At 70.7% G+C, this 26,502-nt stretch carries 24 protein-coding genes; 16 read left to right on the forward strand and 8 right to left on the reverse strand.

Translation table 11 applies throughout. The features are described 5' to 3' along the window. Window positions 1-15: 15 nt before the first annotated feature. Together WME98_RS32395 and WME98_RS32400 are read right to left on the reverse strand one after the other, a co-directional pair. Complete coding sequence (locus tag WME98_RS32395) at window positions 16-558, reverse strand: GNAT family N-acetyltransferase (RefSeq protein WP_437945555.1); 543 nt, start codon at window positions 556-558, stop codon at window positions 16-18. Next, window positions 555-1,880, reverse strand: coding sequence for a hypothetical protein (locus WME98_RS32400; RefSeq protein ID WP_437945556.1), 1,326 nt, complete (start codon window positions 1,878-1,880; stop codon window positions 555-557). The genes WME98_RS32395 and WME98_RS32400 overlap by 4 nt, the downstream gene beginning before the upstream one ends. Window positions 1,881-1,948: 68 nt before the next feature. On the opposite strand from WME98_RS32400, the gene WME98_RS32405 reads away from it, so the two are divergent. From WME98_RS32405 to WME98_RS32445, 9 genes are all read left to right on the forward strand, one after another. Continuing rightward, window positions 1,949-3,487 carry a PLP-dependent aminotransferase family protein gene (locus WME98_RS32405; RefSeq protein WP_437945557.1) on the forward strand — a complete coding sequence of 513 codons (1,539 nt, stop codon included), beginning with the start codon at window positions 1,949-1,951 and terminating at the stop codon, window positions 3,485-3,487. A gap of 392 nt (window positions 3,488-3,879) precedes the next feature. After that, window positions 3,880-4,404, forward strand: coding sequence for a DUF3943 domain-containing protein (locus WME98_RS32410; protein WP_437945558.1), 525 nt, complete (start codon window positions 3,880-3,882; stop codon window positions 4,402-4,404). 1,065 nt (window positions 4,405-5,469) lie between these two features. Beyond that, on the forward strand, window positions 5,470-6,183 hold the full coding sequence (locus WME98_RS32415) for a hypothetical protein (protein WP_437945559.1): 714 nt from the start codon (window positions 5,470-5,472) through the stop codon (window positions 6,181-6,183). A gap of 77 nt (window positions 6,184-6,260) precedes the next feature. Then, entirely contained in the window at window positions 6,261-6,845 is a 585-nt protein-coding gene (locus tag WME98_RS32420) for a Pycsar system effector family protein (protein WP_437945560.1), read from the forward strand. A gap of 11 nt (window positions 6,846-6,856) precedes the next feature. Next, entirely contained in the window at window positions 6,857-7,348 is a 492-nt protein-coding gene (locus WME98_RS32425; protein ID WP_437945561.1) for a hypothetical protein, read from the forward strand. Between the two features lie 393 nt (window positions 7,349-7,741). Continuing rightward, on the forward strand, window positions 7,742-8,323 hold the full coding sequence (locus WME98_RS32430) for a DUF6431 domain-containing protein (protein WP_437945562.1): 582 nt from the start codon (window positions 7,742-7,744) through the stop codon (window positions 8,321-8,323). 123 nt (window positions 8,324-8,446) lie between these two features. Next, window positions 8,447-9,838, forward strand: coding sequence for a DDE-type integrase/transposase/recombinase (locus tag WME98_RS32435; protein ID WP_437945563.1), 1,392 nt, complete (start codon window positions 8,447-8,449; stop codon window positions 9,836-9,838). Further along, window positions 9,825-10,646, forward strand: a complete 822-nt coding sequence (locus tag WME98_RS32440) for an ExeA family protein (protein ID WP_437945564.1) — start codon at window positions 9,825-9,827, stop codon at window positions 10,644-10,646. Before WME98_RS32435 ends, WME98_RS32440 begins: the two co-directional genes overlap by 14 nt. A 262-nt stretch (window positions 10,647-10,908) precedes the next feature. Then, window positions 10,909-11,208: a hypothetical protein gene (locus WME98_RS32445; RefSeq protein ID WP_437945565.1), complete on the forward strand. Its 300-nt coding sequence runs from the start codon at window positions 10,909-10,911 to the stop codon at window positions 11,206-11,208. Between the two features lie 304 nt (window positions 11,209-11,512). On the opposite strand, the gene WME98_RS32450 is transcribed toward WME98_RS32445, so the two are convergent. The 3 genes from WME98_RS32450 to WME98_RS32460 all read right to left on the reverse strand — a co-directional run bounded on the left by WME98_RS32450 (window position 11,513) and on the right by WME98_RS32460 (window position 15,839). After that, window positions 11,513-13,051, reverse strand: coding sequence for a hypothetical protein (locus tag WME98_RS32450; RefSeq protein WP_437945566.1), 1,539 nt, complete (start codon window positions 13,049-13,051; stop codon window positions 11,513-11,515). Window positions 13,052-13,080: 29 nt separating this feature from the next. Next, window positions 13,081-14,496 carry a hypothetical protein gene (locus WME98_RS32455; protein WP_437945567.1) on the reverse strand — a complete coding sequence of 472 codons (1,416 nt, stop codon included), beginning with the start codon at window positions 14,494-14,496 and terminating at the stop codon, window positions 13,081-13,083. A 221-nt stretch (window positions 14,497-14,717) separates the two neighbouring features. Beyond that, window positions 14,718-15,839 (reverse strand): PEGA domain-containing protein, encoded by a 1,122-nt coding sequence (locus tag WME98_RS32460; protein ID WP_437954045.1) that lies wholly within the window; start codon window positions 15,837-15,839, stop codon window positions 14,718-14,720. A 302-nt stretch (window positions 15,840-16,141) separates the two neighbouring features. On the opposite strand from WME98_RS32460, the gene WME98_RS32465 reads away from it, so the two are divergent. From WME98_RS32465 to WME98_RS32485, 5 genes are all read left to right on the forward strand, one after another. Further along, on the forward strand, window positions 16,142-17,158 hold the full coding sequence (locus tag WME98_RS32465) for an RNA polymerase sigma factor (protein ID WP_437954046.1): 1,017 nt from the start codon (window positions 16,142-16,144) through the stop codon (window positions 17,156-17,158). Window positions 17,159-17,232: 74 nt separating this feature from the next. Further along, window positions 17,233-17,847 (forward strand): sigma-70 family RNA polymerase sigma factor, encoded by a 615-nt coding sequence (locus WME98_RS32470; protein ID WP_437945568.1) that lies wholly within the window; start codon window positions 17,233-17,235, stop codon window positions 17,845-17,847. 83 nt (window positions 17,848-17,930) lie between these two features. Next, a complete protein-coding gene (locus tag WME98_RS32475; RefSeq protein ID WP_437945569.1) occupies window positions 17,931-18,332 on the forward strand; it encodes a hypothetical protein in 402 nt (133 codons plus the stop codon). 86 nt (window positions 18,333-18,418) lie between these two features. Then, on the forward strand, window positions 18,419-19,777 hold the full coding sequence (locus WME98_RS32480) for a hypothetical protein (protein ID WP_437945570.1): 1,359 nt from the start codon (window positions 18,419-18,421) through the stop codon (window positions 19,775-19,777). A 379-nt stretch (window positions 19,778-20,156) separates the two neighbouring features. Beyond that, a complete protein-coding gene (locus WME98_RS32485; protein WP_437945571.1) occupies window positions 20,157-20,699 on the forward strand; it encodes a YkgJ family cysteine cluster protein in 543 nt (180 codons plus the stop codon). A gap of 528 nt (window positions 20,700-21,227) precedes the next feature. On the opposite strand, the gene WME98_RS32490 is transcribed toward WME98_RS32485, so the two are convergent. Further along, window positions 21,228-21,494: a hypothetical protein gene (locus WME98_RS32490; protein ID WP_437945572.1), complete on the reverse strand. Its 267-nt coding sequence runs from the start codon at window positions 21,492-21,494 to the stop codon at window positions 21,228-21,230. Between the two features lie 310 nt (window positions 21,495-21,804). On the opposite strand from WME98_RS32490, the gene WME98_RS32495 reads away from it, so the two are divergent. Both WME98_RS32495 and WME98_RS32500 read left to right on the forward strand, forming a co-directional pair. After that, window positions 21,805-23,295, forward strand: coding sequence for an isochorismatase family protein (locus WME98_RS32495; RefSeq protein WP_437945573.1), 1,491 nt, complete (start codon window positions 21,805-21,807; stop codon window positions 23,293-23,295). After that, entirely contained in the window at window positions 23,292-24,008 is a 717-nt protein-coding gene (locus WME98_RS32500; RefSeq protein WP_437945574.1) for a glutathione S-transferase family protein, read from the forward strand. The genes WME98_RS32495 and WME98_RS32500 overlap by 4 nt, the downstream gene beginning before the upstream one ends. Window positions 24,009-24,050: 42 nt before the next feature. On the opposite strand, the gene WME98_RS32505 is transcribed toward WME98_RS32500, so the two are convergent. Then, window positions 24,051-24,923 (reverse strand): hypothetical protein, encoded by an 873-nt coding sequence (locus WME98_RS32505; protein ID WP_437945575.1) that lies wholly within the window; start codon window positions 24,921-24,923, stop codon window positions 24,051-24,053. Between the two features lie 402 nt (window positions 24,924-25,325). Continuing rightward, complete coding sequence (locus WME98_RS32510; protein WP_437945576.1) at window positions 25,326-26,342, reverse strand: hypothetical protein; 1,017 nt, start codon at window positions 26,340-26,342, stop codon at window positions 25,326-25,328. Between the last annotated feature and the right edge of the window lie 160 nt (window positions 26,343-26,502).

Below are 26,502 nucleotides of genomic sequence, written 5' to 3' on the forward strand. Positions count from 1 at the left end.
GGGGCGCCCTGCGCGTCACCGCCGCTCGCCGGCCGGCGCCTCCTCCCGGACCCGCGCGTAGAGCAGGACGTCGCCCACCCGCCCGTCCTTCACCACGTGCCGGCGCATCCGCGCCTCGAACGCGTAACCCGCCTTCTCGAGCACGCGGGCCGACGCGCGGTTCCAGTCGAAGATCCCCGCCTGGATGCGCTCGAGGCCGAGCTGCTCGAGCCCGGCCCGCGTCAGCGCGATCACCGCCTCGGTGGCCAGCCCGCGGCCCCAGTAGGCCGCGCCGAGCCAGTAGCCGATCTCGGCGGTGCAGCGGTGCACGTCGTCGAAGCGCTCGAGCCCGATCGCGCCGGCCGCCTCCCCGTCCACCACGATCGCCAGGGCCTCGGCGGGCTGCGCGCGCGAGGCGCACAGCGCGACCCAACCCTCGGCGTCGGCGCGCGTGTACGGGTGCGGAAAGCGATCCCGGAGGTTCGCCCAGACGCGGCGGTCGTTCGCGCTCTTCACGAGCGCGTCCACGTCGGCCGCGGTCCAGGGACGGAGCGTGAGGGAGGGGGTCTCGATGATCATGGAGTCGGTTCCTCCGGTCGAGCCTCGCCGGCTCGGGGTCGAGCCTCGCCGGCTCGGGCGGTTGGGCGATCGAACAGCTTCACGACCATCTCGGTCCCGATGCCGGTCGCGACCATCCGCTCGCGGCGGTTCGAGAGCAGCGCGCCGAGCCACGGCACCGCGCCCCCGTCCCCGACGGGGAGCTCGAGGCCGTCGTCCCGCCGGACGACGAGCTGGACGAACGGCCCGGCGTAGTAGCCGAGCCCCTGCAACCGCGCGAGGTCGTAGACGATCTCGACCTCCGGCCGCGCGCGCGCGAGCGGCTCGCCCACCTCGGCGACCCAGCGCTCGGCGCGCGCGACGGGCTCCGGGCCGAGGCCGAGCGACCGCGCCGCCCCCACGTAGTCCGCCGCGGCGCGCGGCAAGTCGACGGAGGCCTCGCGCAGGGCCGCCTCCGACGACCCCGGCTCGTGCGCCTTCGCCCGCTGCGCCAGCGCGTCCGCGTCGAGGCCGCGCGCGCCGAGGCACGCCCGGACCACGGCCGTGTCGGAGAGGACCACGCGCAGGCCCGCCGCGCGGAAGCCGGCCGCGGGCAGCGCGCGGATGAGGTCGGCCCAGACGAGCAGGTGCTCGAGCAGGGCGCGCCGCTCGCACGCGTCGTCCTCGCTCCGGCCCGGCGAGCGGGCCGCGGTCACGAGGGCGAACAGGCGGAAGTGCGGCGAGAAGCCGGGGTGCTTCGTCGGCTGCATGCGCAGCACGCGCTGGCTCGCGCAGAAGCGCAGCGGCTCGCCGCCCCGGGTCTCGCGCCGGCGCCGCGCCGCGTGCAGCGCGAGCCCGGTCGTCGGGTCGGCGGCGACCTCGGCGAAGCGCACCGTGGCGAGCACGTTGTTCGGCTCGACGCCAGCGCACGCGGTGGCGCCGAGCGGGCCGACCGGCGCGAGATCCACCGCCTCGAAGCCCGCCGCCGCCGCGTACGCCGCCGCGTCGAAGGCGTGGATGCGCCGGGCGTCCGCGGCCGACGCGTGGGTCATGGGCGTCCGCTCCGCGTGGTCCAGCACCTCGACGAAGCTCCGCCGCAGCGCGCGCTGGCGCAGGCAATGGAGCAGCAGCGTGGTCAGCTCGTTGCCCGGCAGGCCCTCCGCGAGCAGCCGATCGAGCGGCTGGCCGGCGTGCGCCTCGGCCGCGCGGCGCGCGATGCGCGACGACAGCTCGCCCGTCCTGCCGCCTTCGGGCGCCTGCGGCCGGCGAGGCGTCCCCGGCCGGTGACCAACGGCCTGCTCCTCTCGCGCGGCGGCCGGTGTCGTGACGTCGTCGGTGGTCGGCATCGGCCTCGGCGTCGGCATGGCGGGCTCCTCGTCGACACCGTGACCCGGATCTGGCACCCTGGAAAGTGCCACGGCGGCCGGTTTCGATGGTGCCAGTGCCCCACAGCTCCCACGCCCCTCACGCCTTCCTCCGCCTGGAGCGCGGCGCGCCGGCGACGCTGGCCGCGCAGCTGGTCGAGCAGCTGCGCCGCGCCGTGCTCGAGGGCGTCCTGCAGCGCGACCACCTGCTCCCGTCGTCGCGCGAGCTCGCGCGGGAGCTCGGCGTGTCGCGCAACACCGTCGCCGCGGCGTACGAGGCGCTGGCCGCGGACGGCACGGTCCTGGTCCGCGCGCGCCGGGCGCCGGTCGTGGCGCACGTGCCGGTGCGCGCGGGGGGGCAGAGCGCCGCCCGCGCCCAGCCCGCGGCGGCCCCGCCGCGGCTGTCCCGCAGCGCGCGGCGCCTCGCGGCGGTGGTGCCTCCCGACCGGCTCGACGCGCTCCTCGGCGGCCGGCCGCGCTCGCGCCCGTTCGGCGTCGGCCTGCCGGACCTCGATCTGCTCCCGTGGCGCATCTTCGAGCGGTGCCTCGCGCGCCGCCTCCGCGCGATGTCGGCCGAGGGCGCGCTCCACCACGATCCGCGGGGCGCGCTGCTGCTCCGGCGCGCGGTGCTCCACCATGTCGCGGTGGCCCGCGGCGTGCGCGCGACGGTCGACCAGGTCTTCATCACGGAGGGCTCCCAGGGCGCGCTGGACCTCTGCTGCCGCGCGCTGCTCGACCCGGGCGACGCCGCGTGGGTGGAGGCGTCGGGGCCGCTCGCCCTGCGCGCGGCGGTGCGCATGGCGGGCGCCCGGCCGATCGCGATCCCGGTCGACGACGAGGGGCTGCGGGTGCACGTCGGGGCGCGCCGGGCGCCGCGCGCGCGGGTCGCGTTCGTGTCGCCGGCCTCCGCGTTCCCCTCCGGCGCGCGGCTCACGCTGCCGCGGCGCATCGAGCTCCTGTCGTGGGCCGGCGGGGCGGGGGCGGTGGTCGTCGAGATCGACTACGAGGGCGAGCTGCGGTTCGACGGCTCCCCGCTGCCGTCGCTGCTCGGCCTCGACGTCGAGGGCGTGAACGACCGCGTGATCCACGTGGGATCGTTCAGCCGCTCGCTGTTCCCGGGCCTGCGGCTCGGCTTCATGATCGTCCCGCCCGCGCTGGTGCGCGCGGTGGCCCAGGTGCGCGCGGCGTCGACGCGGTCGCCGCCGTACCTGCTGCAGGCCGCGCTCGCCGACTTCATCGACGAGGGGCATTTCGCGCGCCACCTGCGGAAGCTGAAGCAGGCGACGCGGCGCCGCCGCGACTTCTTGCTCGCGGAGCTCGGGCGCGTGCTGCCGGCCGCGGTGCGGGTGCGCGCGCCCGCGGGCGGCTCGGTGCTGACGCTGGACCTGCCCGAGGGCTCGGACGACGTGGCGATCGTGAAGGCGCTCGCGGCGCGGGGCGTGGACGCGATGCCGCTCTCGCGCGGCGCGGCGGGGCGCGCCAGGGCGTCGCGCGCGCCGGGGCTGATCCTGGGGTTCGGCGCGCACGCGGAGCCCGCGCTGGCGGAGGCGGCGCGGGCGCTCGCGGCGGTGGTGGGCGAGGCGATCGGGGCGGGCGGGCGGCGGTGAGGGGGGCGGTTGACCGGGCCGAGGGCGCCGTCGACGGTCTGGAACAGGCGCTGGGCGGGGAGGATAGCCCGGGTCGCTGGCGAGTGCGGCGCGTCGCCGGGGTCGCCGGCGCGCTAGACTCGCGTCCGGCCGCCGTGCTCCTCGCGCGCGCCGCACCCGCTGTCTTGATGGCTTCGATCCGCCTTTACGCCGCCGCTGTCCTCGCCGTCCTCTCGTCGTCCGCGTGCGCCGGCCCGGCCACGACGGCTCCGCCGGTGGCGGCTCCGCCGGCCGGCGCGGCCGCTCCGCAGGCGTCCTCGGTCGCTCCGCCGGCCGGCGCGGCTGCCCCTCCGCGTCGCGCGCCTCGGGCCGGCGCGCCCGGGGCGCGGCCTGGCGCCGTCGCGACCGCGGGCGTGGAGCCCGCCTGGACGCCGCCGATCGTGCACACGCTGGCCGTGTTCACGGTGACCCGCAGCGTGGAGGCGGTGCTGTGGCCCGATCCGTTCGCCGACTTCCGCCTGGAGCGCTGGGGATACCACTACGGCGAGGCGTTCACGAAGCCGCCGCTCTTCGACGCCGATCAGCCCGCCTTCCGGTGGGATCACGACCCGTGGCCGATCAACGTGATCGGCCACGGCCTGCTCGGGAGCGAGATCTACTTCAGGGCGCGGAGCTGCCGGTTCGGCGTGCCGGCCGCCGTCGCCTTCGCCATCGCCGGCACCCACCTCTGGGAGTACGGCTACGAGGCCAACGGCGTCCGCCCCTCGGCGCTCGATCTCGTCTACACGCCGCTCGCCGGGGCGCTCCTCGGGGAGCTCCGCTATGCGACGTGGCGCGCGGCGGGGGGGATCGAGAGCGCGCCGGCGCGCGTGCTGGTGCGCGCGCTCGTGGATCCGTTCGGCGAGATCGAGCGGGGCGCGGGGGTGTTCGACTGCTAGATCCTGCGCATGTCCGGACGACGCGGTGCGGCGTGCCGACGGCTCTGTTATCCTGCCCGGAATGAGGATTGGCACAGAGTTTGGCGCGCGCATCCGCCGCTCGCGCGTCACCTGCGTCGCTCGCACCTCCCGGGCGCCGTCGGACTGGCTACCCGGGTCGCCGGTACTGCTGCTCGGTGATTGCTGGAACGACCGCTCGGGTCACCGGAACATCTGCTCGGGTGCCGTCGGAGCGACGCTCAGCCCGCGGCGAAACGGCTACTTGGAGCACGTCAGAATACGCAGCGACGGCGCAACATGGCGTCCGTCCGGCTTGTTACCAAGGCATCGCGTTGTTCACAAGCGCCGGCGAGGTGACGCGGCCCTTTGAAGGGGGCATCGGCCGTCCGCTGACGTCGCCGGATCTCTCGCCGACACCTCCACTAACACCTCGCAATGTTGGTTCGATCGTGTCACCCCACTGCCTCGTACGTGCGGCTTGACATGTCGGGTTGACCGTCGGCTACGCTAGCCACTCATGATGCGAAGGAGGGGCATGATGGGTGGGATCGGATGCATCGGCGTTCCATGCAGGAGCGGCGGCCCGTGGAACCGGGCGTTGATGACGCCGAACTGGCCGCCCTCGAGCAAGGTCGAGACGGCACCCTCAAGCGCGCCTGCCCGAAGCGTATCGACGGGCTGGCCGAGCGCACGCGCTCCCTCGAATTGGAGCGGCCCTCATCAGATCGACGCATGGCGCGCGGATGTCTGGCGGTGAGAGCCGCGGGGTCCAAGGCCGCGGCCCCAGTTCGAGCACCCTGCCAAACTCTCTAGAACAAGCAAGGTAGATCCTCTGGAACCAATTATCGGAGTGGAAAAGCGCAAGTTGCAGCTACTGGAGAATATTCCGGCCCACGCCCAGTCGCGCGGTGCGCGGTACCATTGGTACAAATCTTATGGTGTTCTCAGCAATGGTAGTGGCCTACTGATGGTAACGCTATGCACCGGCAGGCGACCATGCCGCCGGTACGGATCTGCGCCTGAGTCGCAATGGCCTTGAGCACATCATAATCATGCGAGAAGAAGATGACGAGTAGACGACAACAGCTTAGCGACTACTACCGACTCAAAGCCGGCGCTGACCAAGCATTGATCGAGAAATCTGCCGCGAGTGCGCAGCGTTACAAGTATTATGGTGACCAACTCACGGTGGCGCTCGTTGTTCGTGCGGACCTAAACGGCTACTCGAAGTGGGCGCGAGAAAAGGAGATCAGTGAACGTGTTGCGCTTTTGGATGAATTCTTCTCGCGCGTAGTCCCAACCGTCGAGGACCATGGTGGTGTTTATTTTCGCGATGAGGGTGACTGCATTGTCTGCATTTTTAGTCCATACTTCGGCGTCTTTGAAGTGCAGAAATCCATGTCGTTCTGTAAGCAGATTGTGGGTCAAGTGTATGGTCCTGACGAGCTAACCGCCAAGGTTACGATCGCGTGCGATAGCAAAGTGGCCTTCTTTCAAAAGGCGCATGAGCGCGGTACCGATGATTGGTCTGCGGAGGGCGAAGCCTTCGTTCGTGCCGCGCGGCTTGAACAGGCGATCCCGAGTCGTCCACGCATCTATGCTTATGCTGCCGAATATGACATTTTGTTTCATGAGAATGCTCCAACCGCATCCGCCGGAGAGCGATACTATTGGACGGTGAATGCGGAGAAGCTTCAGGTACCCGGCCTGTCACTTGCAGGAGGATGGACAGATGTTAAATATTTGGAATATGTGCCGGGTGGTCGCATTCAAATGTGACAAAATTTCTATATTGTGCGATACTGTAACGGGTTTGATGGGGCGCTAGAGCGGAACCAATGGCAACCGGGTATCCTATGGACTCAGCTGAATTCTCGAGCAAGGCCAATGCTTACCTTACGGAGTACGTCAAGATTGCGGACGCGAAGGCCGGAGCCATCCTGGCGTTCGCCGCCGCTGTCGGGGCTGTCGTCTCCGCAACCTCGGAGCGCATGCTCACCACGGCGCGCACGGCCGCCTGGTGGGCCTTCTGGTTAGGTGCGGTCACGGCAGCGGCCGTTGCAGTATCGGTATTGATGACCTTGGTGCACACGATCGATGCCTTGTCGCCTCGAACAGGTAAAGCGGAACACTCGCTTCACTCGTTTCCGGATATTGCCAATATGGCTTCCGAGGCTTATGTAAATGCCGTGGTTGCGCTCACGCCAGAGGCAATTTCTAGGAACTATTCGCTTCACAACCATACACTGGCGCAGATTGCTCTAGCGAAATTTGGATCTATCGAGAAGGCCATGTGCTGGCTGCGGATCGCCGTTCTCGCAGCGTTTGTGCTTGCCCTGCTATATGCTTGTGCGGGTGCAGCTCCCGATAAGACCGAAGTCGGTCGGCCTCAGTCCAGCTTTGATGCGCAAGTGTCGGAAACTTCGTATCTCAATATCTGACGGATTGGTCGGTGAGCAGCAAAGGTGACTATATCTATCTTCAGCGTGCTGCCGTGCGTGCGCAGATCAGGCGATCTTTCGCAACGGCTCAACGCGGTGTTCAGGCGCAGACCGTGGGCACGACAAAGTTCGCCCAAGAGCGTCTGCGTGAAACGGTAAGAACGGCTGGAGTGGGAGGCGCCGATCGTGGGCTCGTGTCTGACTTGCGTCAAAAGTCGCGCATTGGTGTGAATCATAAAGAAAGTGTAGCTGTTCTAGCCGCCGATATGCGTGGCTCAAGCACCATCGCCGATGAAAATGAGCCGGATGATGTTTTTGTGTTGATTCAGTGTTTTATCCCGTTGCTCGCCTTTGTTGTAAGGGAATTGCGTGGCGAAGTTGTGGGCCTTCGCGGAGACGGGCTCATTGCTGCGTTCGGATTCGGTGAGAGTGCCTGGTATTCATGTGTATTACCGCGCCCTCCCAAAAGTGGAGTTCGCCCCGATCTCGATCCCTGTTCGTGATGGCTATCTCCTGAGTGGTCCGTGCTCCTCCATCATGGAGTCGGTACCGACCGGGGAGAGGAAGCCGGGGTGGATGCAGCGGCTCCGTCGTCGGTCGGCGCTCGCCGTCGTGGATTCCGTGTCCTCACCAGAAATTCTCACAGAATCTTGGACCCAAAGCTACATCGCTTCCGTTGTCATGCGTTCCGGCTCCTTGCCCTAAATTACCAGTGCACGTTGCTCCACGTCAGCACCGCCGCTGACGTAAGGCCGGGCCGACGGAGCGGAGCATCGGCGCGAGGCCGGCCACAAAATAGGTGACGAGGGGATGCGTGTTGTGGCGACCCGTCCTCCCCTCGTCGTGCTCCGAGCACCATGCAGGAGCGGAGCTCATGCAGGATCGTTCAAGCCGACGTGGATATCAAGCGCTGGATGACGGTGCTGCCAACGATTGAGCACCTGCGGCCGGCGCGCTGTCCCTGCTGCGACGCGGCCGGCCGACCCGTCGACGGCCCGCTGGTGATGCGTGGCCACGGCCTGCGCGAGCGTCAGGTGTACGGCCCGCTCGAGGCGGGCGGCGCTCCGCAGCAGGTCACGGTGCAGGCTCGGCGCTACCGCTGCAGCGCCTGCCGCGCGGTCGTGCTCGTGGTGCCTCGCGGGCTGCTGCCCCGGCGGCGCTACTCCGCGGCGGCGATCGGCTGGGTGCTCGCGCGCATCGGACTCGACGGCGCGACCACGCCCGTCGTCCGCGCCGAGGTCTGCTGCTCCACGATCCTGGGCGTCGCGGCGGCCGAGCGGTGGCTCGCGCCGTCGAGATGGATCGAGGCCAGTCGCCGCGGGCAGCTGTTCCTCCGGCTCGGGCGCCATGGCGCCGAGAGCACCCGCGCGCAGGTCGCCGAGCGGACGGCGATGCAGCTCGTCGCGCTGTCGCCGCGAGGCCGCGCCGGCGACCGTGCCGCTCACCTGGCGTTCCGCGGCGCCGCGCTCGCCGCGTGATGCCCATCCGCAGGCAAACGCGCGCTCCGGCGACTCCACCACACAGGATCGGGCACGGCGGCCGGCAGATGAGGCACGGGATCCACACGGGTCGTCGAAACGCACCCGTGGAAAGGACCGTTCGTGGACATCCTCAAACCCAAAGATCACGCGGAGGAAATCGCCATTTTCCGCCATGGTGTCATCGGGCAGATCTGCGCTCGTGATCTCGAGCACGGCGACCTCGCCCAAGCGCTACGCACCCTCTCGATGCAGCGCCTGCGTCCGCCCGGGAGCGCGTGCACGCGCTCTTTCTCGATACCGACCCTGGAGCGCTGGCTCTATGCCTATCGCCGGCGGGGGCTCGAAGGTCTGCGCCCTCGCGCCCGTCGCGACCGCGGGCGCGGCCGCGAGCTCGACCCCGTGCTGCGGCAGCTCTTGTGCGACATCCGGCGGGAGCACCCGGATGCCTCGGTGCCGCTCATCCTGCGCACGCTCCGCGCCGACGGACGGCTGTGCGCCACGGTCAGCGCCTCGACCGTGCGCCGCCTCTTCCGTCAAGAGGGGCTCGACAAGATCCCGCAGCGCGACGGCAAGGGGCCGACGACCCGGCTCAAGTGGCAAGCCGACCACCCCGATGCGCTCTGGCACGGCGACGTCTGTCACGGCCCCACACTCCATCTCGCCGGGCGCAGGGTCACCGTCCGAATCCACGCCTTGCTCGACGATGCTTCGCGCTTCATCCTGGTTACCTCGGTCGAGAGCGACGAGAAGGAAGACACCATGTTGCGGCTGCTCGTCCGCGCCCTCCGGCTCTACGGCGTTCCAAGCGCGCTTTATCTGGACAACGGCGCTACCTACCGGGGTGATGCCTTGCGCCTCTTCTGCTCGCGCCTCGGAATCACCCTGCTCCACGCGCGCCCTTACGACCCGCAGGCGCGCGGCAAGATGGAGAGATTCTGGCGGACGCTTCGAGAAAACGTGCTCGACCACCTGGGCTCGATCACCTCGCTGGAGGACATCTCCTCTCGTATTCAGGCCTTCGTCGACGTCCACTACCACCCGTCCCCGCACGCCGGTCTGATGGGGCGCGCGCCAGGGCTCGTGTACGCGCCCGGGCAGCGCGAGATCGACCCCCTCTCCGAGGCTCGTCTGCGCGAAGCGCTCACACTCCGGCAGCGTCGGCGCGTGCGCCGCGATACCACCGTCTCCGTCCGAGGGCGGCTCTACGAGCTCGATCACGGCTACCTCGCCGGCCGTGTCGTGACCGTCGCCTATTGCCTGCTCGACGAGCCTCTCGCCCCGGTCGTCGAGATTGAGGGACAGCGGATCCCGCTTCGCCTCGTCGACCCGGTACACAATGCACACGTCAAGCGGCCTCCGCGCCGCGTCACGCAGAGCGGCGCGTCACCCGCGGGGCAGCCGGTCGCCTTCGACCCAGCCGGCGCCCTGCTCGTCAAGAGCGCGCGCGACGCGGCTCTGGCCGCTGGCGCAGTCGACGTCGACGCAGAGGAGGATCTCGATGCGATCTTCTGAGCTCGGCTTCTTCGGCCTCCGCACCGCCCCCTTCTCCAAGGAGCTCGACGATGCCGAGCTGTGGCTGCCCACGTCGAAGCAGGTGCTCGTCGACGATCTCGAAGCCGCGCTCCTCGAGCGCGCCAGCGTGCTCCTCGTCGGTGAGCCGGGGGTCGGCAAAACGTGTGTGCTACGGGCCTTGCGGCATCGGCTACCCCAGGCCGGCTTCCGCCTGACCTACTGCCACAATGCGACGCTCGGCCGGCGCGACTTCTACCGCTACCTCTGCCACGCGCTCGGCCTGCAGCCGACATCGAGCGCCGCGAGCCTGTTCCTCGCCGTCGAGCGGCATGTCCATGAGTTGCGCAGGGATCAGGTGCACCCGGTGTTTCTGCTCGACGAGGCCCATCTGCTCCACCCGGACATGATGGCGCATTTGCATATCCTCTTGAACCACGAGTGGGACAGCCGCGCTCTTCTGTCGATTGTCCTTGTCGGCCTTCCGGAGCTGGAGGGCCGGATGGCGCTGCGCTCCCACCGCTCGCTGCTCACTCGCATCCACCACCGCTTCATGATCGAGCCAGCAACGGTGGACGACACGGCGGAGTACGTGGCCTTCCGGCTGAAGGGCGCCGGCGCGGACCACGAGCTCTTCTCACGCGAGTCGCTCACCGCTCTGCATGAGCTCGCGTCCGGCTCGCTGCGCGAGATCGACCGCCTCGCCTCGGCGGCGATGCGGGAATCGGCGCGCCGCAAGCGGAAGCTGGTCGACCGCGACGTGGTCGCCCGCGTTGCGGAGACGCTCACGCTCTCCTCGTCGCTCGGCTAAGCGGCGGCGTGCAGCCCGCGAGGCTCATCGGCCTCGCGGGCTAAGTCGCTCAGGTCCACGATGGCCATCGCCTCGCCGCAAGGGGCGGTGGCCGGCAGGATGCCCATCGCAACGAGCGGCGTCGGGGCAACGCCCGCGATGGCCCTCGGCGCAGATGAGACCCTGCCGAGCGGCCGCGAGATGGCCATCCTCCAGGCGGAGCGCAGTGACACTAGCCAGTCGGCTCGGTAACACATGTGTAAATCGCGCATATGAGGCCGGGATGATCATGATCGAGGCTGTTAGAGACGAGCTTAAACCATTTCTTGTTGCTGAAGGGGTTCCAGTGCCGCGAGGCATGGGCATCGGAGTTGACTGTGGGAACGTTACGGTTACCAAGATTGGCTTGGCTGATGCAATTGAAGTTACCGCGTATGGATCTGCGGTGAACCAGGCTGCGAAAAGAAGCAAGTTGTTAAATCAGCTATGGATCTCCTCGAAAGCAAATAGGCTGCTTCATGGTGTGGACAAGGCGAATGCGTTGACCCAGAGCAAACGTCGCCTGCTGGGTGAACCGAAGTAGGCCACGAGTGAAGGCGGTATATGCCTATAATGCTGAAGGCTGCTCGTTAGAGATCTCCGAATGAGAGCTGTCTCAGGGGTAACTTGATCAAGCTTCAGACGTTCTGCTTGTCGACGGATATCCGATCCGCGAGCACCTTCGAATCACGGCCAGCGCCATCGTCGTGGTCGCCTGAGGCGCTGGCAGCGCGGGCTGCTCCGCCTCGGTCGCCAGCGACTGAAATTCCCGGGCTCACGTTACGGTGGTTCTCCTGTAGCGCTCGTGCCGGCCACGGCCCACAGCGTTCGCCTGATGAGCGCCGGTCCTACTCAGGAAAACGAAGGGTCTCGACGGTAATCCCGTCCTCCCCCTTGATCGCATTGCCGGCCCAATCCCAGCTGGTGCCGCCCTTGCCCGGAGGTCCGAGCTCGTAGGTGACGCCCTCCAGCGTGAGCTGATCCTCGTCGAGGTAGGCGACGCCGATCGAATCCCCGCCGCGCCCAGGCCCGCCGTAGCCGCCGTCGCCGCCTCGGCCACCGTTGCCCCCTTCGCAGGACCACGTGCCGTCCCCCACGGCGCCGCCCGGCGCTCCTCGGCCGCCTTTGCCTCCTTCCTCGGGCGGCCCTCCCTCGCCGCCCTGACCCGCGCCGAGCGTCCTGAACAGGGTGTCGCGCACGGTCAGCTTGGCGTGGAGCGCGACGATGCCGATGGTCGGCTCCCCGTTCTCGCCTCCTCGACCGCCTCGGCCGCCGCAGCCCCCGGCCGCTCCAGAGCCGCCGCCTGCACCTCCCTTGGAGGCCACGCCGCACGCGGCGAGCCCGCCGCGGCGCCCGCCGCCGCCGCCGCCGCCCTGGCCCGGCATGCCCCTGCCGCCGTCCCCTGCCTTGTCGCCCACCCACCCGGTCTCGGTGATGCGCCCGATACCCTTGCCCGGGGCGCCCATGGCGCCCGCCGCCCCGTACATCCCATCGAACCCCTGCTCGCAGTTGATGCCTGTCACGTCGCCGTCGCCTCCCCGTCCTTTGACCGGGTCGGACGTCGCACGCGGTTGCCCGTCGTCGCCGTCGCCAGCGCCGTCGGGAAGCCCGTCGCCTCCCTTGCCGCCGACGCTCGGGATTCCGCCCTCGCACGGGTTCACCACGGCCGGGCCGCCAGGTACGGTCTCCGCCGAGCACGCGTCGCCGCCGTACATGCCATGGGCGCCGTCCGCCGCGCGGTTCAGCCCGGGCCACGCCTCGCCCTTGCTGCCTGCCCATCCGTAGGTTGCCTTGATCTCGCTTCGGAGGATCTCCACCACGGTGTTGGACTGAACGAGCACCGCGATCTTGTCAGCCGCCCACATGCGCAGGTCGGCGAGCGTCGACACCCCGTCTGCGGCTCCCGTGTCGCTCGAGCCTGCCGGCTCGACCGTCACCACGGGGTCGGAGTTCGTTCTCACCTGAAGGAAGGATACCTTGTTGTCGTGATCGCGATGCCAGAGCCAGCAGTTGAATCCCCCGAACAGATCCACGCCGGAGGGCAACCTCACGTTGCCCTCGAAGCCGTCGCTGCAGATGAACACGCGCCCCCGTCCGCGGCGCGCGAGATCGACCGCACGTTGCACGGAGAAGACCGGCTCCGCCTTCGTGCCGGGGTTCTTGTCGTCGCCCCCGCCGGCGAGCCCGGCGACGAACACGCCGCAGCCGTCATCGAGGATGTCGGCGGCGAGGTGCTCAAGGCAGACCGACTCCGGCGGCGGCTCGCCCTGGCAGGAGGGTCCAACGCAAGGCGTTCCGGCAGGATCATTCACGTCCGGTGCCGTTCCGCAGCCGGTCGCCCACGGTGACAGCAGGATGGATAGGGCAGCGGCGGTCGTCTTTTTCATGGGAGTATCCTGAGGTAACGCACGGCGGTTCATCGAGGTGACTCCGGGTCGGGGGCATCGAACCTGTACCAGAACGTCGCTTGCCCCGCCTCGCCTGAACCTCTCTTGTCATCGGGGGCCGCATTGCCTGCGAGGCCGCCCTCCCCAGGTGTTCCGGGCAAGACGGTCGCATCGAGCGCAAGCGCCACGGATGCGCCCACGGAGGCGATGCCGAACGACGGACCACCGAGGCCACCACCAGCATCGCCTCCGCGCCCTCCATTACCTCCCCAGCCTCCGCGGCAACCTTCCCACATGCCCATCACGAGGGTGTGCCCACCGTGTTCACCTGATTGACCGTAACCGCCCGGCTGGCCCGTGCCGCCGACGCCCCCGCGGCCACCGGTGCCCGCAAGAACCTTGCTGGCCTCGACCGTCAGCGCGCTCCCCTGCAGTGCAACGATCCCGATGCTCGCGCCCCCGTAGCCGCCGCCTCGGCCGCCGCGCCCACCGCAGCCGCCGCTCCCCCCTGAGCCGCCGGCCGCGCCTCCCTGGGCTCCGCCCATGGGACACGCGCCCGTGTCTCCTCGCGACTTGCTGCCGCCACCGCCGCCCCCTCCTTGGCCGACGCCGCCCCGCTTTCCGTCCTCCCCCCGGACGCCGATCCAGCCATCAATGCCGAGGTGGCCGACACCGACCGCGCCGTCAGCTCGGCCGCCGTCGAGACCCTGCTTGCCGGCTTCGCCATCCTTGCAAGGCGCGCTCCCCGCGCCGCTGCCTGCACGCCCCCAATCCTCATCATTCTCCATAGGGGCCGGCTGCCCTGAAGAGCCGTCGCCTCCCGACTCGATCCCCCCGTAGCCTCCGTACCCCCCGATGGACTCGGTGCCATCGTCGCACACCGTCACGACCGGCAGCGCACCCGGCGTGAACTCAGCGGTGCAAGCGTTGGCGCCTTCATTGCCCATCACCCCGTCGTGCGCGCGGACGCTCGGCGCGTCCTCTCCCGCTTCCCCGTCCTTGCCGTCGCCCGCGATGATCTCGCTCGATCGCACGATCGCCTTGGCCCCCTGGCTCAAGATCATCGCGATCGACGATTTGTCGTCGATCGCGGACCCATCGGTCGCCACGACGCGCACGCCGAAGACCGTCGACGTGTCCTCTCCCTGGAGCACCCGCAGCGGCACCCCCACCGGCGGCGCGATGGTGGTCAGCTGATTCGGCCCGTCGAACGACCATCCATACGACCACTCGCCGCCGTCACACAGGCGACCCCCCCACAGGTCGACCCCCGCGGGCAGCGTGATCGCCTCCTCGAACGCGCCGCCGCAAGCGTACACGCGCCGGGTCGGCGCCTCGCCACCGCCTCGACCGCTCGCGGCGAGCCCGACCGCGTGCTGCAAGGTCTTGACCGGCGCGCCCTTCGTGCCGGGGTTCTCGTCATTGCCCTGTTCGCTGACGAACACCCCGCACTCGTCGAGCGCCGGCGCCTTGCCGGGCTCTCCTGCGCAACGGTCGGGCGGAGGCTCCGGATCAGGGGCGCACGCCGCCACCTCCCAGCAAAGGTCGGTGTAAGCGCACGCTGTCAGTGTGCTCGCCGCGCTCCACGCGCAGAGGGCGACGGCCACGGCGGACGTCGCAGCGCTCCGGCCTTCCTGCGAACGAATCCCCTCAGCGCCTCGGCTCCTCACCACAGGCCCCCGATCCACACGCCGGTCTCTCGCCCGGTCGCCATGGGCGCGACGTGGATCCGATCCTGAGTCGGCGCGAGCCCCAGGAAAGAGGAGTCGATGAAGAACGACGCCGCGGTCAGCGCCCCGATCACACCACCGGTGATGACCAGCGCAGTCCCCACGCCGGCGGAGAGGTTGCGCGCGTCTCGCAGGCGGACCAGGTCAGCACACGGGGAGTCTGGCGGCGCTTGCCAGCACATGGACGAGCTCGACGTCGAATCACGCGTGAGGCCATCTCGTCGCTCGCGCAGATCGCCATCGAGCTTGCTGGCCCTGATCATGAAGACGCCGCCCCCGAGCACCGTGCCCGTGGTGACGGCGATCCCCGCGACGCGCAGCGCCCCTGGCCAGGAAGCCCACGGGCTGGCAGGAACGTGCCTTCCGTGAGACGCGGGCGAGGCGCTCGCGGCCCTCGGCGCTTCCTTCCGTGATGCCGCCGAGTCCTCTTTGGAGCTGCTCAACGCCGCGCGCGGCAGTTGCATCGAGATGTTGTACTCCGTTCCGGCGACGGCGCCGAACGACTGAAACGCCTCCTCGCGCCCCGGAGCCCGGGCCCGCACCATGTGCTGGCCGGGCTCGAAGAACAGCGCGTAGGTCCGTGCGGTGCGGCCGATCGGCTTGCCGTCGACGAGCACCTCGGCGTCCGGCGGATTGATCGAGAGATAGAGCTTCGCGACGTGCGGCGCCGCCTTGCGCTGCCCCTCCTCCAATCGTTTCTGCAGCGCAACCGGCAGCGTTTCACGCTGCTCGAGGCTCCACGCCAGGTGCTCGGCCGCGTCGCGGTACTTGCGCAGCGCGAGCTCACAGAGGCCGAGCTCGCCGGCGATCTCCGCGCGCTCTCGCTCCGTGCTGGACGCCGGGGCCGCTGCCTCGAAGGCCGCCTTGTACGCGGCATACGCGTCGGTCCACCGTCCCGCGTCGCGCGCTCGCCGGCCACGGCGAACATGGTCCTTTGTCGTGGAACCGTCGCTCCGCCCCTGCGACGGGTGCTGTTCCTCTGCGCCGGCCTCACGGGTCAAGCCCGTCAAGGCGCCAAGCGCCAGCAAAATGAGAAGCAGGTGCACACGGCAACCCATCCAGGGACGGTACTTACGCCAGGCGCTCTGCGTCAATCGGCACAAAACGCCGCAATGCCGCGCTGTGGGCGAGAATTTGTGGCCGGATGACGGAAGGGCCCATCTGTTCCGTGAGTCGGTGATCTTGTAGCCCGACAGCGTGTGGCATGTTGTGCTACACTGTCCGACCAAACTGATCTCGTCCGTGCACTTTGCTGACCCCGAAGGCCCCCCTCAGGTGTGCTACCGGCGTGGGCAAGCCATCGGGCATCTCGCGCAGCTTCGAGCTCTTCCGTCGCATCGCGAGGCGTTGCGGTGTGCCTGTGCGAAACGCCGACGACGTAGCGCAAGACGCGCTCCTGCGCGGGTTGGAAGCGGATCAGAGGATCGAGCCGGGCGGGGATGCAGCGCCGTACCGTGTCACGATCGCGTGCAACCAGGCTCGCAATCATGTGCGCGATGCGCGACGCCGGAGAGAGGTTCTGACGTCGTTCGACGAGCACGAGATCCGAGCCGAGTGCCCGACGCCAGAGGAGCTCCTCCGCACTCGGCAGCGGGAAGAGCTGATGCGCCGCCTCATTGGCCAGGTCGACCGGAAATACCGGGACGTCTTGATCAAGCACGACCTCGAGGGCATCCCGCTCGCCCAGATCGCCGCGGAGCTGGGTCTCCACCCCGAGGCCGTGAAGACGCAGCACCGTCGCGCACGCGAGCAGCTGGAGGCGGCGACGCAACGCTGGAGAGCGAAGCAACGCTCGCGCGGATGGGACGACGCTGCCTGTGTCGCTCCGCTCGGGCTCTACCGTCGCCAGGGGTGGATCAGCTCCCTGGGCCGCTGGAGCCTGAGGGTCTTGGTTCAGGGCGCGACCTTCGCGCTCACGAGCGCGATCGTCGCCGCGGTCACGTCGCCGTCGGGCCTGGAGTCGTGGTTGAGATCGGCGGTCGGTAGCCGCTGGACTGAGCTGACTGGGCAGGCCCCGGTGCCGCTCCCGGCGGAGCCGCGCGGCGAGCAGGCGGGGACGCCGACCGCTGTGTCCTCAGGGAAGGACAGGGCGCCTCTCTCCGAGGATCGACGCGACAGGCAGGCTGGCGCTGGAGCGAGCGCGACATCCGCGCCCTCGAGCGCGACAGCTCGTCGTGCCTCGCCCCCCGCGACCTCCGTGCCATCACCCATCAGCGCGCGCGAGAGGAGCTTGATCACCCGCGCCCGCAGGGCCCTCGAGGCCCACACCGCGGAGGCGGACCTCGAGGCTCGCCAGCTGCTCGATGCCCACGCGCGGGAGTTCCCGCGAGGGAGGCTCGCCGAGGAGCGCGAAGGGATGCTCAGGCAGCTTCGCTGAACCTTCGGCTGCCCATCAACAGCGAAGCACGCCGTGACGCCGGTAGCACGGAGAATGCCCGGGGTGGTTGAGCCATGTCTCGTCAGTCCAATGAAGACGAGCGCGCAGCCGCGCACGCGCGCCTGTTTTGCCCGACGCTGGTTCGTGCGGTGCTGCGCTGGCTGGAGAGGCTGGGCGTCCCTCTATGCCATCGCGGCGACGTCGCAGGCCAAGTCTGGCTGAGCGCCTGGGAGAGCTGGCCCACGTTCGATCCGAAGCGAGGCAGGCCGGAACACTGGTTGAATGCGATCACCGTACACGTCGCCTCGCACTACCGCGAGCGCGCGCAGCACCGCAGGGAGGAGTTGGTCGATGTGATCGACGTGCTCGATCCGGCGCCCGACGCCGCTGCTGTGATGGAGCGCAGCGACATGACGGCCGGTGCCATCGAGGCCGTGAACGACCTCGATCCGCAGCTGCGCTTCGTGCTCGTCGCCCACGATCTCAACGGAGTCTCGATGGTCCAAATAGCCGAAGACGTAGGGATACCTGTCTCTACGCTTTACAGGCGGCGCGCAAAGGCCATCGGTGCGCTTCGCGACGCCATGGCTCTGCGGGAGGCCAGGGAGAACCACGCAGCATGCGTGGCGCGCCAGCGGCGCCGAGACGCGGCCGCTGGGCGCGAACCTCCTCCAAATCCCGCCCTCTGACGACGCGCACCTCCCAAGGCGCCCCAGCGAGCGCGCCGCGCGGCCCTTGACTTCGGGCTCCCCTTGCGACCTCCTGGTCTCTCATGAGCGATCCGAGCGAGCGCCACCCGGTGCGCGCGATCCCCGTCGACGACTACCGCCTGACGGTGGAGTGCAGCGATCACGGCTCGTGCATCCGGCTGGTCGATCGCGCCGGCGCGGAGCCGCTGCGGATCGAGCTGCGGCCCGAGGGGCCGATGCTGGTCCTCGGCAGCGGTCTCTCGATCGCCGTGGCCGGCGTTCTGCAGTTCGCGGCCGAGCGCGTGGCCATCCACGCCCGCGAGGGCATCGATCTGCACAGCGGCGGCGACACGGCGCTGCGCAGCGAGGGCGATCTGGTCAGCGAGGCGCGCGAGCAGCGGCTCAGCGCCCGGCGCGGCGACGTGCGGGTCGAGGCCAACGGCGACGTGAAGCTGCTCGGGGAGCGCATCCGGCTCAACTGCTGAAACGAGCGCCCAGCCGAGGCCGCTGCGCCCCGATACAGCGCGGCGGTCCTGGCCGGCGCGCCTGCCACCCTCGGAGGAGCATCGGCGTGAGCGACGTCAGCAACAGCATCGCGGGAGGCTTGAAGCGGCGGCCCTGGATCGGCGTCGCGCTCGGGCTGATCGCCGGCGTCACGCTCGGCGTGCTCTCGGTCCGGGCGTGGCAGCGGGTGGCGGCGTTCGGCGACGCGCCGGTGCGGCTCAGCGCGGCGGAGGCGCTGCGCCGCGCCCGGACGGAGGCTGTGTGGGTGGAGCTGACCGACGCGCAGTTCTCGTGCGAAGGGAGCGTGGAGCTCGCGGGCACGCGGTACGGTCGTCTGCTCGCGCCCTCGCTCGGCGAGGTCGTGGCCCTGGTGAGCGCGGACGGGCCGCTGTGTCCGCCGCCCGGCCAGCCGCTCACGGGCGCCTTCGACGCGCCGACGGGCCAACAGCGCTCCTTGCTGGTGGACCGGGGGCTGCCCGAGGCGGCCGACGAGGACGCGCTCGTGCTGTCGCTCGGGGACGGTCCGCGCAAGGCGCGCGTCGATGCCTGGACCTTGCTCGGCCTCGCCGCGATGTGCTTCGCGGTCGGGTTCCTGGGCTTCGTCATCCGCCGCGCCGACGCGCAGGCCGCGCGGCGGGCCGCGGCCGCCCTGCCGCTCGCGGAGCTCTGGCGGGGCCTCGACCGGGGCGCGCTGCGCCTCCGGCCGCGCTATCTCCTGATCGCCCTCGCGAGCGTGGTCCTCCTGGCGCCGCTCAACGGCGCGCTGATGGCGATCGCCGGCGTGGGCGCGGTCCAGATCGCGCGCGACGTGCTCGCGCAGCCGGGCCGCTGGGCCGCCGCGGAGCCGGTCGCCGTCGACGGCCTCGTCTCGGTGGCGCCTCACGGCCACACCGCCTGGACCGACGACTATCTCACCGATGTGGTCGTGAGCTTTCGCGCCGACGGCGAGGAGCAGGAGGTGAGCTACCTGGTCGCCTGGGCGCCGGGGGTGTTGCCGGACATCGAGGTGCGTAGGAGCGGAGGCGAGCTGATGACGAGCGCGGAGCCCGCCCTGAGGACACCGCGGCTGCTGATCGCGGCGGGGAGCGCGGGGTTCGCCGCCGTCCTGCTGGTGCTGGGCGTCAAGCTGGTGGGCGAGACCTGGTCGAAGCTCCGCGCGCTGCGCCGCGCTGCGAGCTCCCCCGAAGTCGTGCTGCTCCGGTTGCGCGACCTCCGGGAGAAGCGCCACAACGGCGTCGTCGTTGGATGGGAATGCGAAACCCTGAACGCGCAGGGGGAGGTGCGCCGCGAGGAGTTCAGTTACCGCGATCCTCCCGCGCTCGACGACGCCGGGGCGCACGTGCTCGCCGTCCGCCCGCGCGGCGCGCCGGGCGCCGAGCCGATCGTGGTGGCGATGGACGGCTATCCGTTCCGCATCGATCCCTGAAGCAGGGGCGAGGTCGCCCGAGCGCGCTGCCTCGGTCCCGCCCGGCGCTCCTGGGCGGCGGGGCCGGGGCGATCGTGCGCTCTCCTGGCCGCGCCGGGGACACGGGATCGCCCGCCCGGGTGTCCCCGGCACGTCCCCCCGCGTCCCTGCCAGCGGCCGCGGTGTCCCTGGCCCGCTCGCTCGTGTCCCTGGCGCCGGCGTCCATGTCCCTGGCAGCAGCTCCCTCGGTCGTGTCCGGCCTGGGCCCTTGTCCCAGCCGGCGCGGCCCTTGTCCCAGCCGGCGCGGCCCTTGTCCCAGCCGGCGCGGCCCTTGTCCCAGCCGGACGATTCCCTGTCCCTGGCGAGGGCGCCGGGGGGCTCGGGTGCTAGAACCCGGCGCGTGACTCCCCGGCCGCTCGATCGCCTCCGCGAGCTCTTCGCCAAGGTCGACGCGTTCTTCGCGAACGCGAGCGCGCGCCACGGCGGGCGGATGGCGTGCGCGACGGGGTGCAGCGACTGCTGCCGGCGGCGGTTCTCGGTGACGTCGATCGAGGCCGACGCCCTCCGCGAGGCGCTCGCGGCGCTCCCCGAGGCCGATCGCGCGGCGCTCGCCGGCCGCGCGCGAGCGGGCGATCCCGGCGTGTGCCCGGCGCTCGACGGGGAGGGGAGGTGCGCGCTCTACGCGGCCCGGCCGCTCATCTGCCGCACGCACGGCCTGCCCATCCGGTTCGCGCCGTCGGGCGGGCGCGCGCTGCCGGTCATCGACGCTTGCCCCAAGAACTTCGTGGGAGAGGACCTCCACGCCATCGAGGCGTCGTCGGTGCTGGATCAGACGACGCTCTCGACGGTGCTGGCCGCCCTCGACATGGCCCACGCCGACGCGGCGGGGCGGCCGCGCGGGCGGCGCGCCGCGATCGCCTCGGTGCTCTCGGGCGAGGGCTGACGCGCCCCCGGCGCGCCACGTCATTGCTCGCCTCTCCCAGCGCCGGTCAGGCCTAATCGTCAACGACCATTGACGAGGAGCAGGATGGGGCGGAGTGGCCAGGGCGCCGAGCACGTTGCAACTCGGCGATAACCGATCCGTTCGCAGGAAAGCGCCGGGGGTCGTTCGTTGTTGCCCGGCTCGCCTCGTGCACCGCTGGGAAACGCATCGCGGGCAGGGCGCCCGCGCGTGCGTCAGCTGCGGAGGGACCAAGGGATGAAGCAGGGAGATACGACGAGCCGAAGCGCACCGTCCTCTCGGACGCTCCAGCGCGCCCCGGCGGATGCCCCGGAAGCGTGGAGTGCGGGCAGGAGGACGGCCTGCCGCTCCTGATTCGCCAGGTCGGCGGGACCGTCGAGCTCCATCGCTTCGATGGCGTCTGCGGCCTCAGCCCCGTGGGCTGGAGATATTGCATCTGGGGCTCCGACGGGACGCTCACGGAGGGCCCCTCCTCCTGCGCGTGCGCGTGCCGTGAGGGGGAGTGACCGCTCACGCCTCCTTCAGGAACGTCATGTGGGGCAGCTTGGCGCTCGGGTCGTCCCGGTGGATCTCGGTGTGGACCCTGCTGATGAGCTGCTTGCAGTGGCTCAGGTCGTCGACCCGGAGGAGGAACAGGATGTCGTTGGGATCGTCGTCGTTCGTCCAGACGTGCTCCAGGTGCATCCCCTGTTCAGCGTGGCTGGCCGCGTCGGCCGCCAGCTGCTGCTTGACGTCCTCGAGCGTGGCGCCGGTGAGCCTTGCCAGTACGTGAGCCATGTTCAGACCTCCTCAGGGTGGTGAGCCAAAGGCGCGCCGCACGGGGGCCGTGCGGCCAGGCGCGGGGGGTTCGATCGGGATCCCTCGTGGGTGTAGCCGAACCGGGAGTCCGGCGGGGGCGCTTTTTCATCGAATCGCGCCCTGATGAGGCCGCAAGCGCCGACGCGAGCTGCCCTCCGCGAGCTGCCCTCCAGGAGAGCGCCGGTGGCTTCACCGAGCCTCCGCGCGTCGACGCGGCCGCCTCGCGGCGCGTCGCGCGCCGCGGCGCTTGGTCGACCGACCGAGGAGGTGATACCAGGAGGTCAAGGACGTGAGAGAGCGGCCACACCCCAACGACCCGGCGCGCACGGCGTTGCTCGTCATCGACATGCAGAACGACTTCCTCGCGGAGGGGGGCGCGTTCTCGAAGCGGCACTGCGATCCGCATCAGCTCGCCCAGAGCGTGGCCTGGCTGGTGCGCGCCGCGCGCGCGCAGGGGCGCGCCGTGGTGTGGGTGACCTCGGCCTACGGCGAGATCGAAGCGGCCCCGGACGCGCTCCGCGGGCAGACCCACACCGACGGCGCGTGCTGCGCCCGCGGCACGTGGGGCGCCGAGCTGTTCCCGGCGCTCGCCCCGGTGCGCGCCGAGCGCCCGGCGGGGGCCGCGGACTTGCACGTCGAGAAGCGCTGGTACTCGCCCTTCCGCGACACCGACCTGCGCGCCCGGCTCGAGGAGGCGGGCGTGACCGCGGTGGTCCTGTGCGGCGTCGCGACCAACGTGTGCGTCCTCGCCGCCGCCCGCGACGCGCGCCGGCTCGGCTTCGAGGTCGAGGTCCTCGAGGACGCGACCGCGGCGAGCACCGCGGGCAAGCACGCCGCGGCGCTGCGCGAGATCGAGGGCCTCGGCGCCCGGCGCCGCCGCTGGGCCGACGTGCTCTCGGACGGGCCCGGGCCGGTGTGCGTCGCCGGCATCGGCGCGGGCGGGACGGCGCTGTGGTGCGGCGCCCTCGACGAGCGCATCGATGGCGGCGCGGGCGCCTTCGAGGCCGTCGAGCGCGAGGTCGCGTGGACCACGATGCTCCACCGCGGCGGGGAGGTGCCGCGCCTCGTCGCGATCCAGGGCGAGCGCGCGCCCGACGGCGCCGTGCCGCTCTACCGTCACCCGGTCGACGAGCAACCGGAGCTCGGCGCCTTCACCCCCGCCGTCGACCGCATCCGCAGGGAGGTCGAGCGCCGCGTCGGGCACCCGCTCAACCACTGCTTGCTCCAGCTCTACCGCACCGGGCGCGACTGGATCAGCGAGCACTCCGACAAGACGCTCGACCTCGTGCGCCCGTCGTTCATCGTGAACGTCTCGCTCGGGCGACAGCGCACCATGGTGCTCCGGCCCAAGCGCGCCGCCGAAGGGGATGCCGTCCAGAAGGTCCCTTTGCCGCACGGCTCGCTGCTCGTCATGGACCTGGAGACCAACCGCCGCTTCTATCACGCCATCCGGCAGGAGGGCGACGCGGAGGGCGACGACCAAGCGTCGCGGATCTCGCTCACCTTCCGGCATATCGGCACGTTTCACGATCCGGCGACCGGGGCTGTCTGGGGCGTCGGCGCGCCCACCGCGGATCGCGCCGAGGCCGAGGCGCGCGCCCGGGCCCGGGCCGCGCTCGCCGAGCCGGAGCGGGAGGCCGCGGAGCGCGCCGAGGCAGAGCGGATGCTCCAGCTCTTCCGCGCCGAGAACATCGACGCCGACTTCGACGCCGCCGCGTACCGCGCGGGCTTCGAGGCGCTCAATTTTCGCACGTTGCAGGGGCCCGGAGGCGACCGATGAGCGCGCAGCGGGCGGTGTATTTCGTGAACGGCTCGATCTCGAGCTGGCGCGTGCTCCTCGCCGTTCGCGAGAAGGGCCTCGCCTTCGAGCCCCGCCGCCTGCGCGTGATGCGCGAGCCCCGCGAGACGCGCGCCGCGGAGTTCCTGGCCCTCAACCCGCGGGGCCAGGCCCCGGTGCTCGTCGAGCCCGACGGCACCGTCATGAACGAGTCGCTGGCGATCCTCACGTACCTGGAGATGCGGTATCCCGACCCGCCGCTCCTCCCGCCGCCCGCCGAGCCCGGCGCGCTCGCCCGCGCGCTCGCCTGGGCGCAGGAGTCCGAGGCCACCGCGTGCGTCTACGACCCGCTGGAGAGCCTCTTCGAGGCCGGCCCGGACGCCCTGTCGCCGGACCGGCGAGCGGCCATCGCGGGCGCGCTCTCGGGCGTGGAGCGCGAGCTCGCGCTGTGGGAGGCGCGGGCCCAGAGGACACGGTTCATCGCGTCGGACGCCTTCTCGCTCGCCGACTGCGCGTTCTACCCCGTGCTCGCCTACATGCAGCGGCGCGGGCTGTCGCTCGCCGGCCATCCGGCGCTCGACGCCTACGAGCGCCGCGTGCGGGGCCGCCCCTCGGCGGTCGCCTCGTACCCGGAAGGCTGGTCCCACGACCTGGCGCGCCCCGATCTGTTCGCAAAGGCGCGGGCGCTCGCCGCGCCCGGGATTCCCGGGAGCTGACGCGCGCACGGCTCGCCCGTGCCCCGAGCGCGGGGCGGGCGCTCAGGGCGCGGGCGCGGCGCCGACGATGTACTCGACCGCGAGGCCGAAGTTGCAGCCGCCGCTGATGTCGTAGTTCTTGAGATAGCGCTCGTTGGTGACGGTCAGCCCGCCGACCTCGGCGCTCTCGCCGTTCGCGATCGAGACGGCGGGCTCGCCGTCGGCCTCCACGGTCATCGCGAGCTCCTCGTAGCCGCACAGCCCATCCTCGCTGTAACAGGCTGGCTCGCCCTGGGCGATGGAGAGGCCGATGGGATCGTTCTCGCCCACGGCGACCACGAGCTCTCCGTCGCGCTCGACGCGGACTCCGGTGACGTGCTCCTGCCAATCCGTCGCTTCAGCATAAGAGTAGTCGACGTCGAGGGTGTCGCCGACGGCGACGGCGCTCGCCGCGAAGCCCGGGACCGTGAAGCCCAGGGTGAGCGCCTTCCCGGCCTCGTCGGCGAGGTCGATCATGACCTCGGGCGCGGTGCGTCCGATCGCGCTCCAGCGGAGCGCGCAGGGCTCGCCCTGGGCGGGCGGGCGCACGGCCGTCACCGTGCCGGAGAACGCGAGGGTCCACGGCACGCTCGAGCCCTCCCCCTCCCGTGCCGGGAGGTCGACGTCGGCGCACGCGAAGACCCTGGGCGCGTGCGCCTCACAGGCAGGCCCGCCGCCGGCGCCGGTGCCGCCGGTGCCGCCGGTGCCGCCGGTGCCGCCGGTGCCACCGGTGCCACCGGTGCCATCGGTGCCACCGGTGCCAGCGCCGGTGCCGGCGCCGGTGCCGCCTGGGTCGCTGCCGCCGGTGCCGGTGGTGCCGGTGCCGGTGGTGCCGGTGGTGCCGTCACCGCCGTTGATCTCGACGCTGCACGCGGCGAGGCTGACGAGGAATGTCATGAGGGAGGCAAGGAGAGGCAAGCTGGTTCGATGGTGCATCCCTTCACCGGGAGCACACCATGTGCCAATCCGGGCACTGTGCCGCTGGCGCTGGTCTTTCCCGTGCGATTCAGCAGGGATGACCGGCCCGAAGGTCCACGAAAGGCCGAGGCGGGCCGGGTCCTCACTGTGCCATCTTGAGCAACTCGGCGCGTCCGCGGGTGGTGGCCGGATTTGAACATGAAGGCGGGAAGGTGGGAAGAAAAGATCAATGATCTTCCCGCCTTCATGTGAATCACTCCGGGGCGAGTTGGGCCACCACCCGTCCGCGAAGGTGGATCATGCGCCAGACGCCAGCCGACGCCGGACCCCCTGGTCACGCGCGGCGTCCTCGTGGGCGACGGGGCGGTGCGGGGCGGGCGCTCAGGGCGTAGACGTGGCGCTGACGACGTACTCGACCGAGAGGCCGAAGTTGCAGTCTCCGGTGAGGTCGTAGTGCCTGAAATAGCGATGGTTGGTGACGGTCAGCGCGCCGACCTCGGCGCTCTTTCCGGTCGGGATCGAGACCGCGGGCCCGTCGCCGGCCGACACGGACATCCCGAGCCTCCCGTAACCGCAGACGTCATCCTCCTCGCGGTAGCACTCACGCTCGCCGTCGCGGAGGGTGAGCCCGAGGGGCTCGTTCTCTCCCACGCCGACGACGAGCGCTCCGTCTCGCTCGAGGCGAATGCGGGTGCGCGATTCCAGGTCCCAATCCACGAACTCGGAGGCGAAGAAGTCGACGTCGAGCGCGTCGCCCACAGCGACGGCGCTGGACGAGAAGCCCGGGACCGCGAAGCCCACGGTGAGCGCATTCCCGGCCTCGTCCGCGAGGTCGATCATGACCTCGGGCGTGCCGTGTGCGATCTTTGTCCATCGACGCGTGCACGGCTCGTCCGGGCCGGGTGGGCGTACGGCCGTCACCGTGCCGGAGAACGCGAACGTGCGAGGAGAGCTCGAGGGATCCACCTCCGGGAGGTCGAGGTCGGCGCACGCGAAGACCTCCGTCGTGTACGGATGACAGCTAGGCCCGCCGCCGGTGCCGCCGGTGCCGCCGGTGCCACCGGTGCCGCCAATGCCACCGGTACCACCGGTGCCGCCAACGCCACCGGTGCCACCGGTGCCGCCAATGCCACCGGTGCCACCGGTGCCGCCAATGCCACCGGTGCCACCGGTGCCACCGGTGCCGCCAATGCCACCGGTGCCACCGGTGCCGCCAATGCCACCGGTGCCACCGGTGCCACCGGTGCCGCCAATGCCGCCGGTTCCGCCAATGCCGCCGGTACCGCCAATGCCACCGGTGCCGCCAATGCCACCTGTGCCACTGCCGCCGGCGCCGCCGGTGCCGCCGCCGTCGATGATCTCGACGTTGCACGCGGCGAGGGAGACGAGGAACGTCATGAGGGAGACGAGGAGAGGTAAGCTCGTTCGATGGTGCATCTCTTCGTCATCTTCGTCAGCAGCACATGATGTGCCAGCCGAGCACTGTGCCGTGGCGCTGGTCCTTTCTTTGCCATGTGGGCTCGACGGGCCCGGAAGCAGCGCAAACCGCCGACGTTCA

The sequence above is a fragment of the Sorangium sp. So ce296 genome, from assembly GCF_051529605.1.
In the GTDB taxonomy this organism is placed as follows: domain Bacteria; phylum Myxococcota_A; class Polyangia; order Polyangiales; family Polyangiaceae; genus Sorangium; species Sorangium cellulosum_D.

Bases quoted from the DNA above. Each gene is read 5' to 3' on its own strand.
- WME98_RS32395 (WP_437945555.1), bottom strand. From the start codon at position 558: ATGATCATCGAGACCCCCTCCCTCACGCTCCGTCCCTGGACCGCGGCC.
- WME98_RS32400 (WP_437945556.1), bottom strand. From the start codon at position 1,880: ATGCCGACGCCGAGGCCGATGCCGACCACCGACGACGTCACGACACCG.
- WME98_RS32405 (WP_437945557.1), top strand. From the start codon at position 1,949: ATGGTGCCAGTGCCCCACAGCTCCCACGCCCCTCACGCCTTCCTCCGC.
- WME98_RS32415 (WP_437945559.1), top strand. From the start codon at position 5,470: ATGACGAGTAGACGACAACAGCTTAGCGACTACTACCGACTCAAAGCC.
- WME98_RS32420 (WP_437945560.1), top strand. From the start codon at position 6,261: ATGGACTCAGCTGAATTCTCGAGCAAGGCCAATGCTTACCTTACGGAG.
- WME98_RS32440 (WP_437945564.1), top strand. From the start codon at position 9,825: ATGCGATCTTCTGAGCTCGGCTTCTTCGGCCTCCGCACCGCCCCCTTC.
- WME98_RS32445 (WP_437945565.1), top strand. From the start codon at position 10,909: ATGATCATGATCGAGGCTGTTAGAGACGAGCTTAAACCATTTCTTGTT.
- WME98_RS32450 (WP_437945566.1), bottom strand. From the start codon at position 13,051: ATGAAAAAGACGACCGCCGCTGCCCTATCCATCCTGCTGTCACCGTGG.
- WME98_RS32460 (WP_437954045.1), bottom strand. From the start codon at position 15,839: ATGGGTTGCCGTGTGCACCTGCTTCTCATTTTGCTGGCGCTTGGCGCC.
- WME98_RS32470 (WP_437945568.1), top strand. From the start codon at position 17,233: ATGTCTCGTCAGTCCAATGAAGACGAGCGCGCAGCCGCGCACGCGCGC.
- WME98_RS32475 (WP_437945569.1), top strand. From the start codon at position 17,931: ATGAGCGATCCGAGCGAGCGCCACCCGGTGCGCGCGATCCCCGTCGAC.
- WME98_RS32490 (WP_437945572.1), bottom strand. From the start codon at position 21,494: ATGGCTCACGTACTGGCAAGGCTCACCGGCGCCACGCTCGAGGACGTC.
- WME98_RS32500 (WP_437945574.1), top strand. From the start codon at position 23,292: ATGAGCGCGCAGCGGGCGGTGTATTTCGTGAACGGCTCGATCTCGAGC.
- WME98_RS32505 (WP_437945575.1), bottom strand. From the start codon at position 24,923: ATGACATTCCTCGTCAGCCTCGCCGCGTGCAGCGTCGAGATCAACGGC.
- WME98_RS32510 (WP_437945576.1), bottom strand. From the start codon at position 26,342: ATGACGTTCCTCGTCTCCCTCGCCGCGTGCAACGTCGAGATCATCGAC.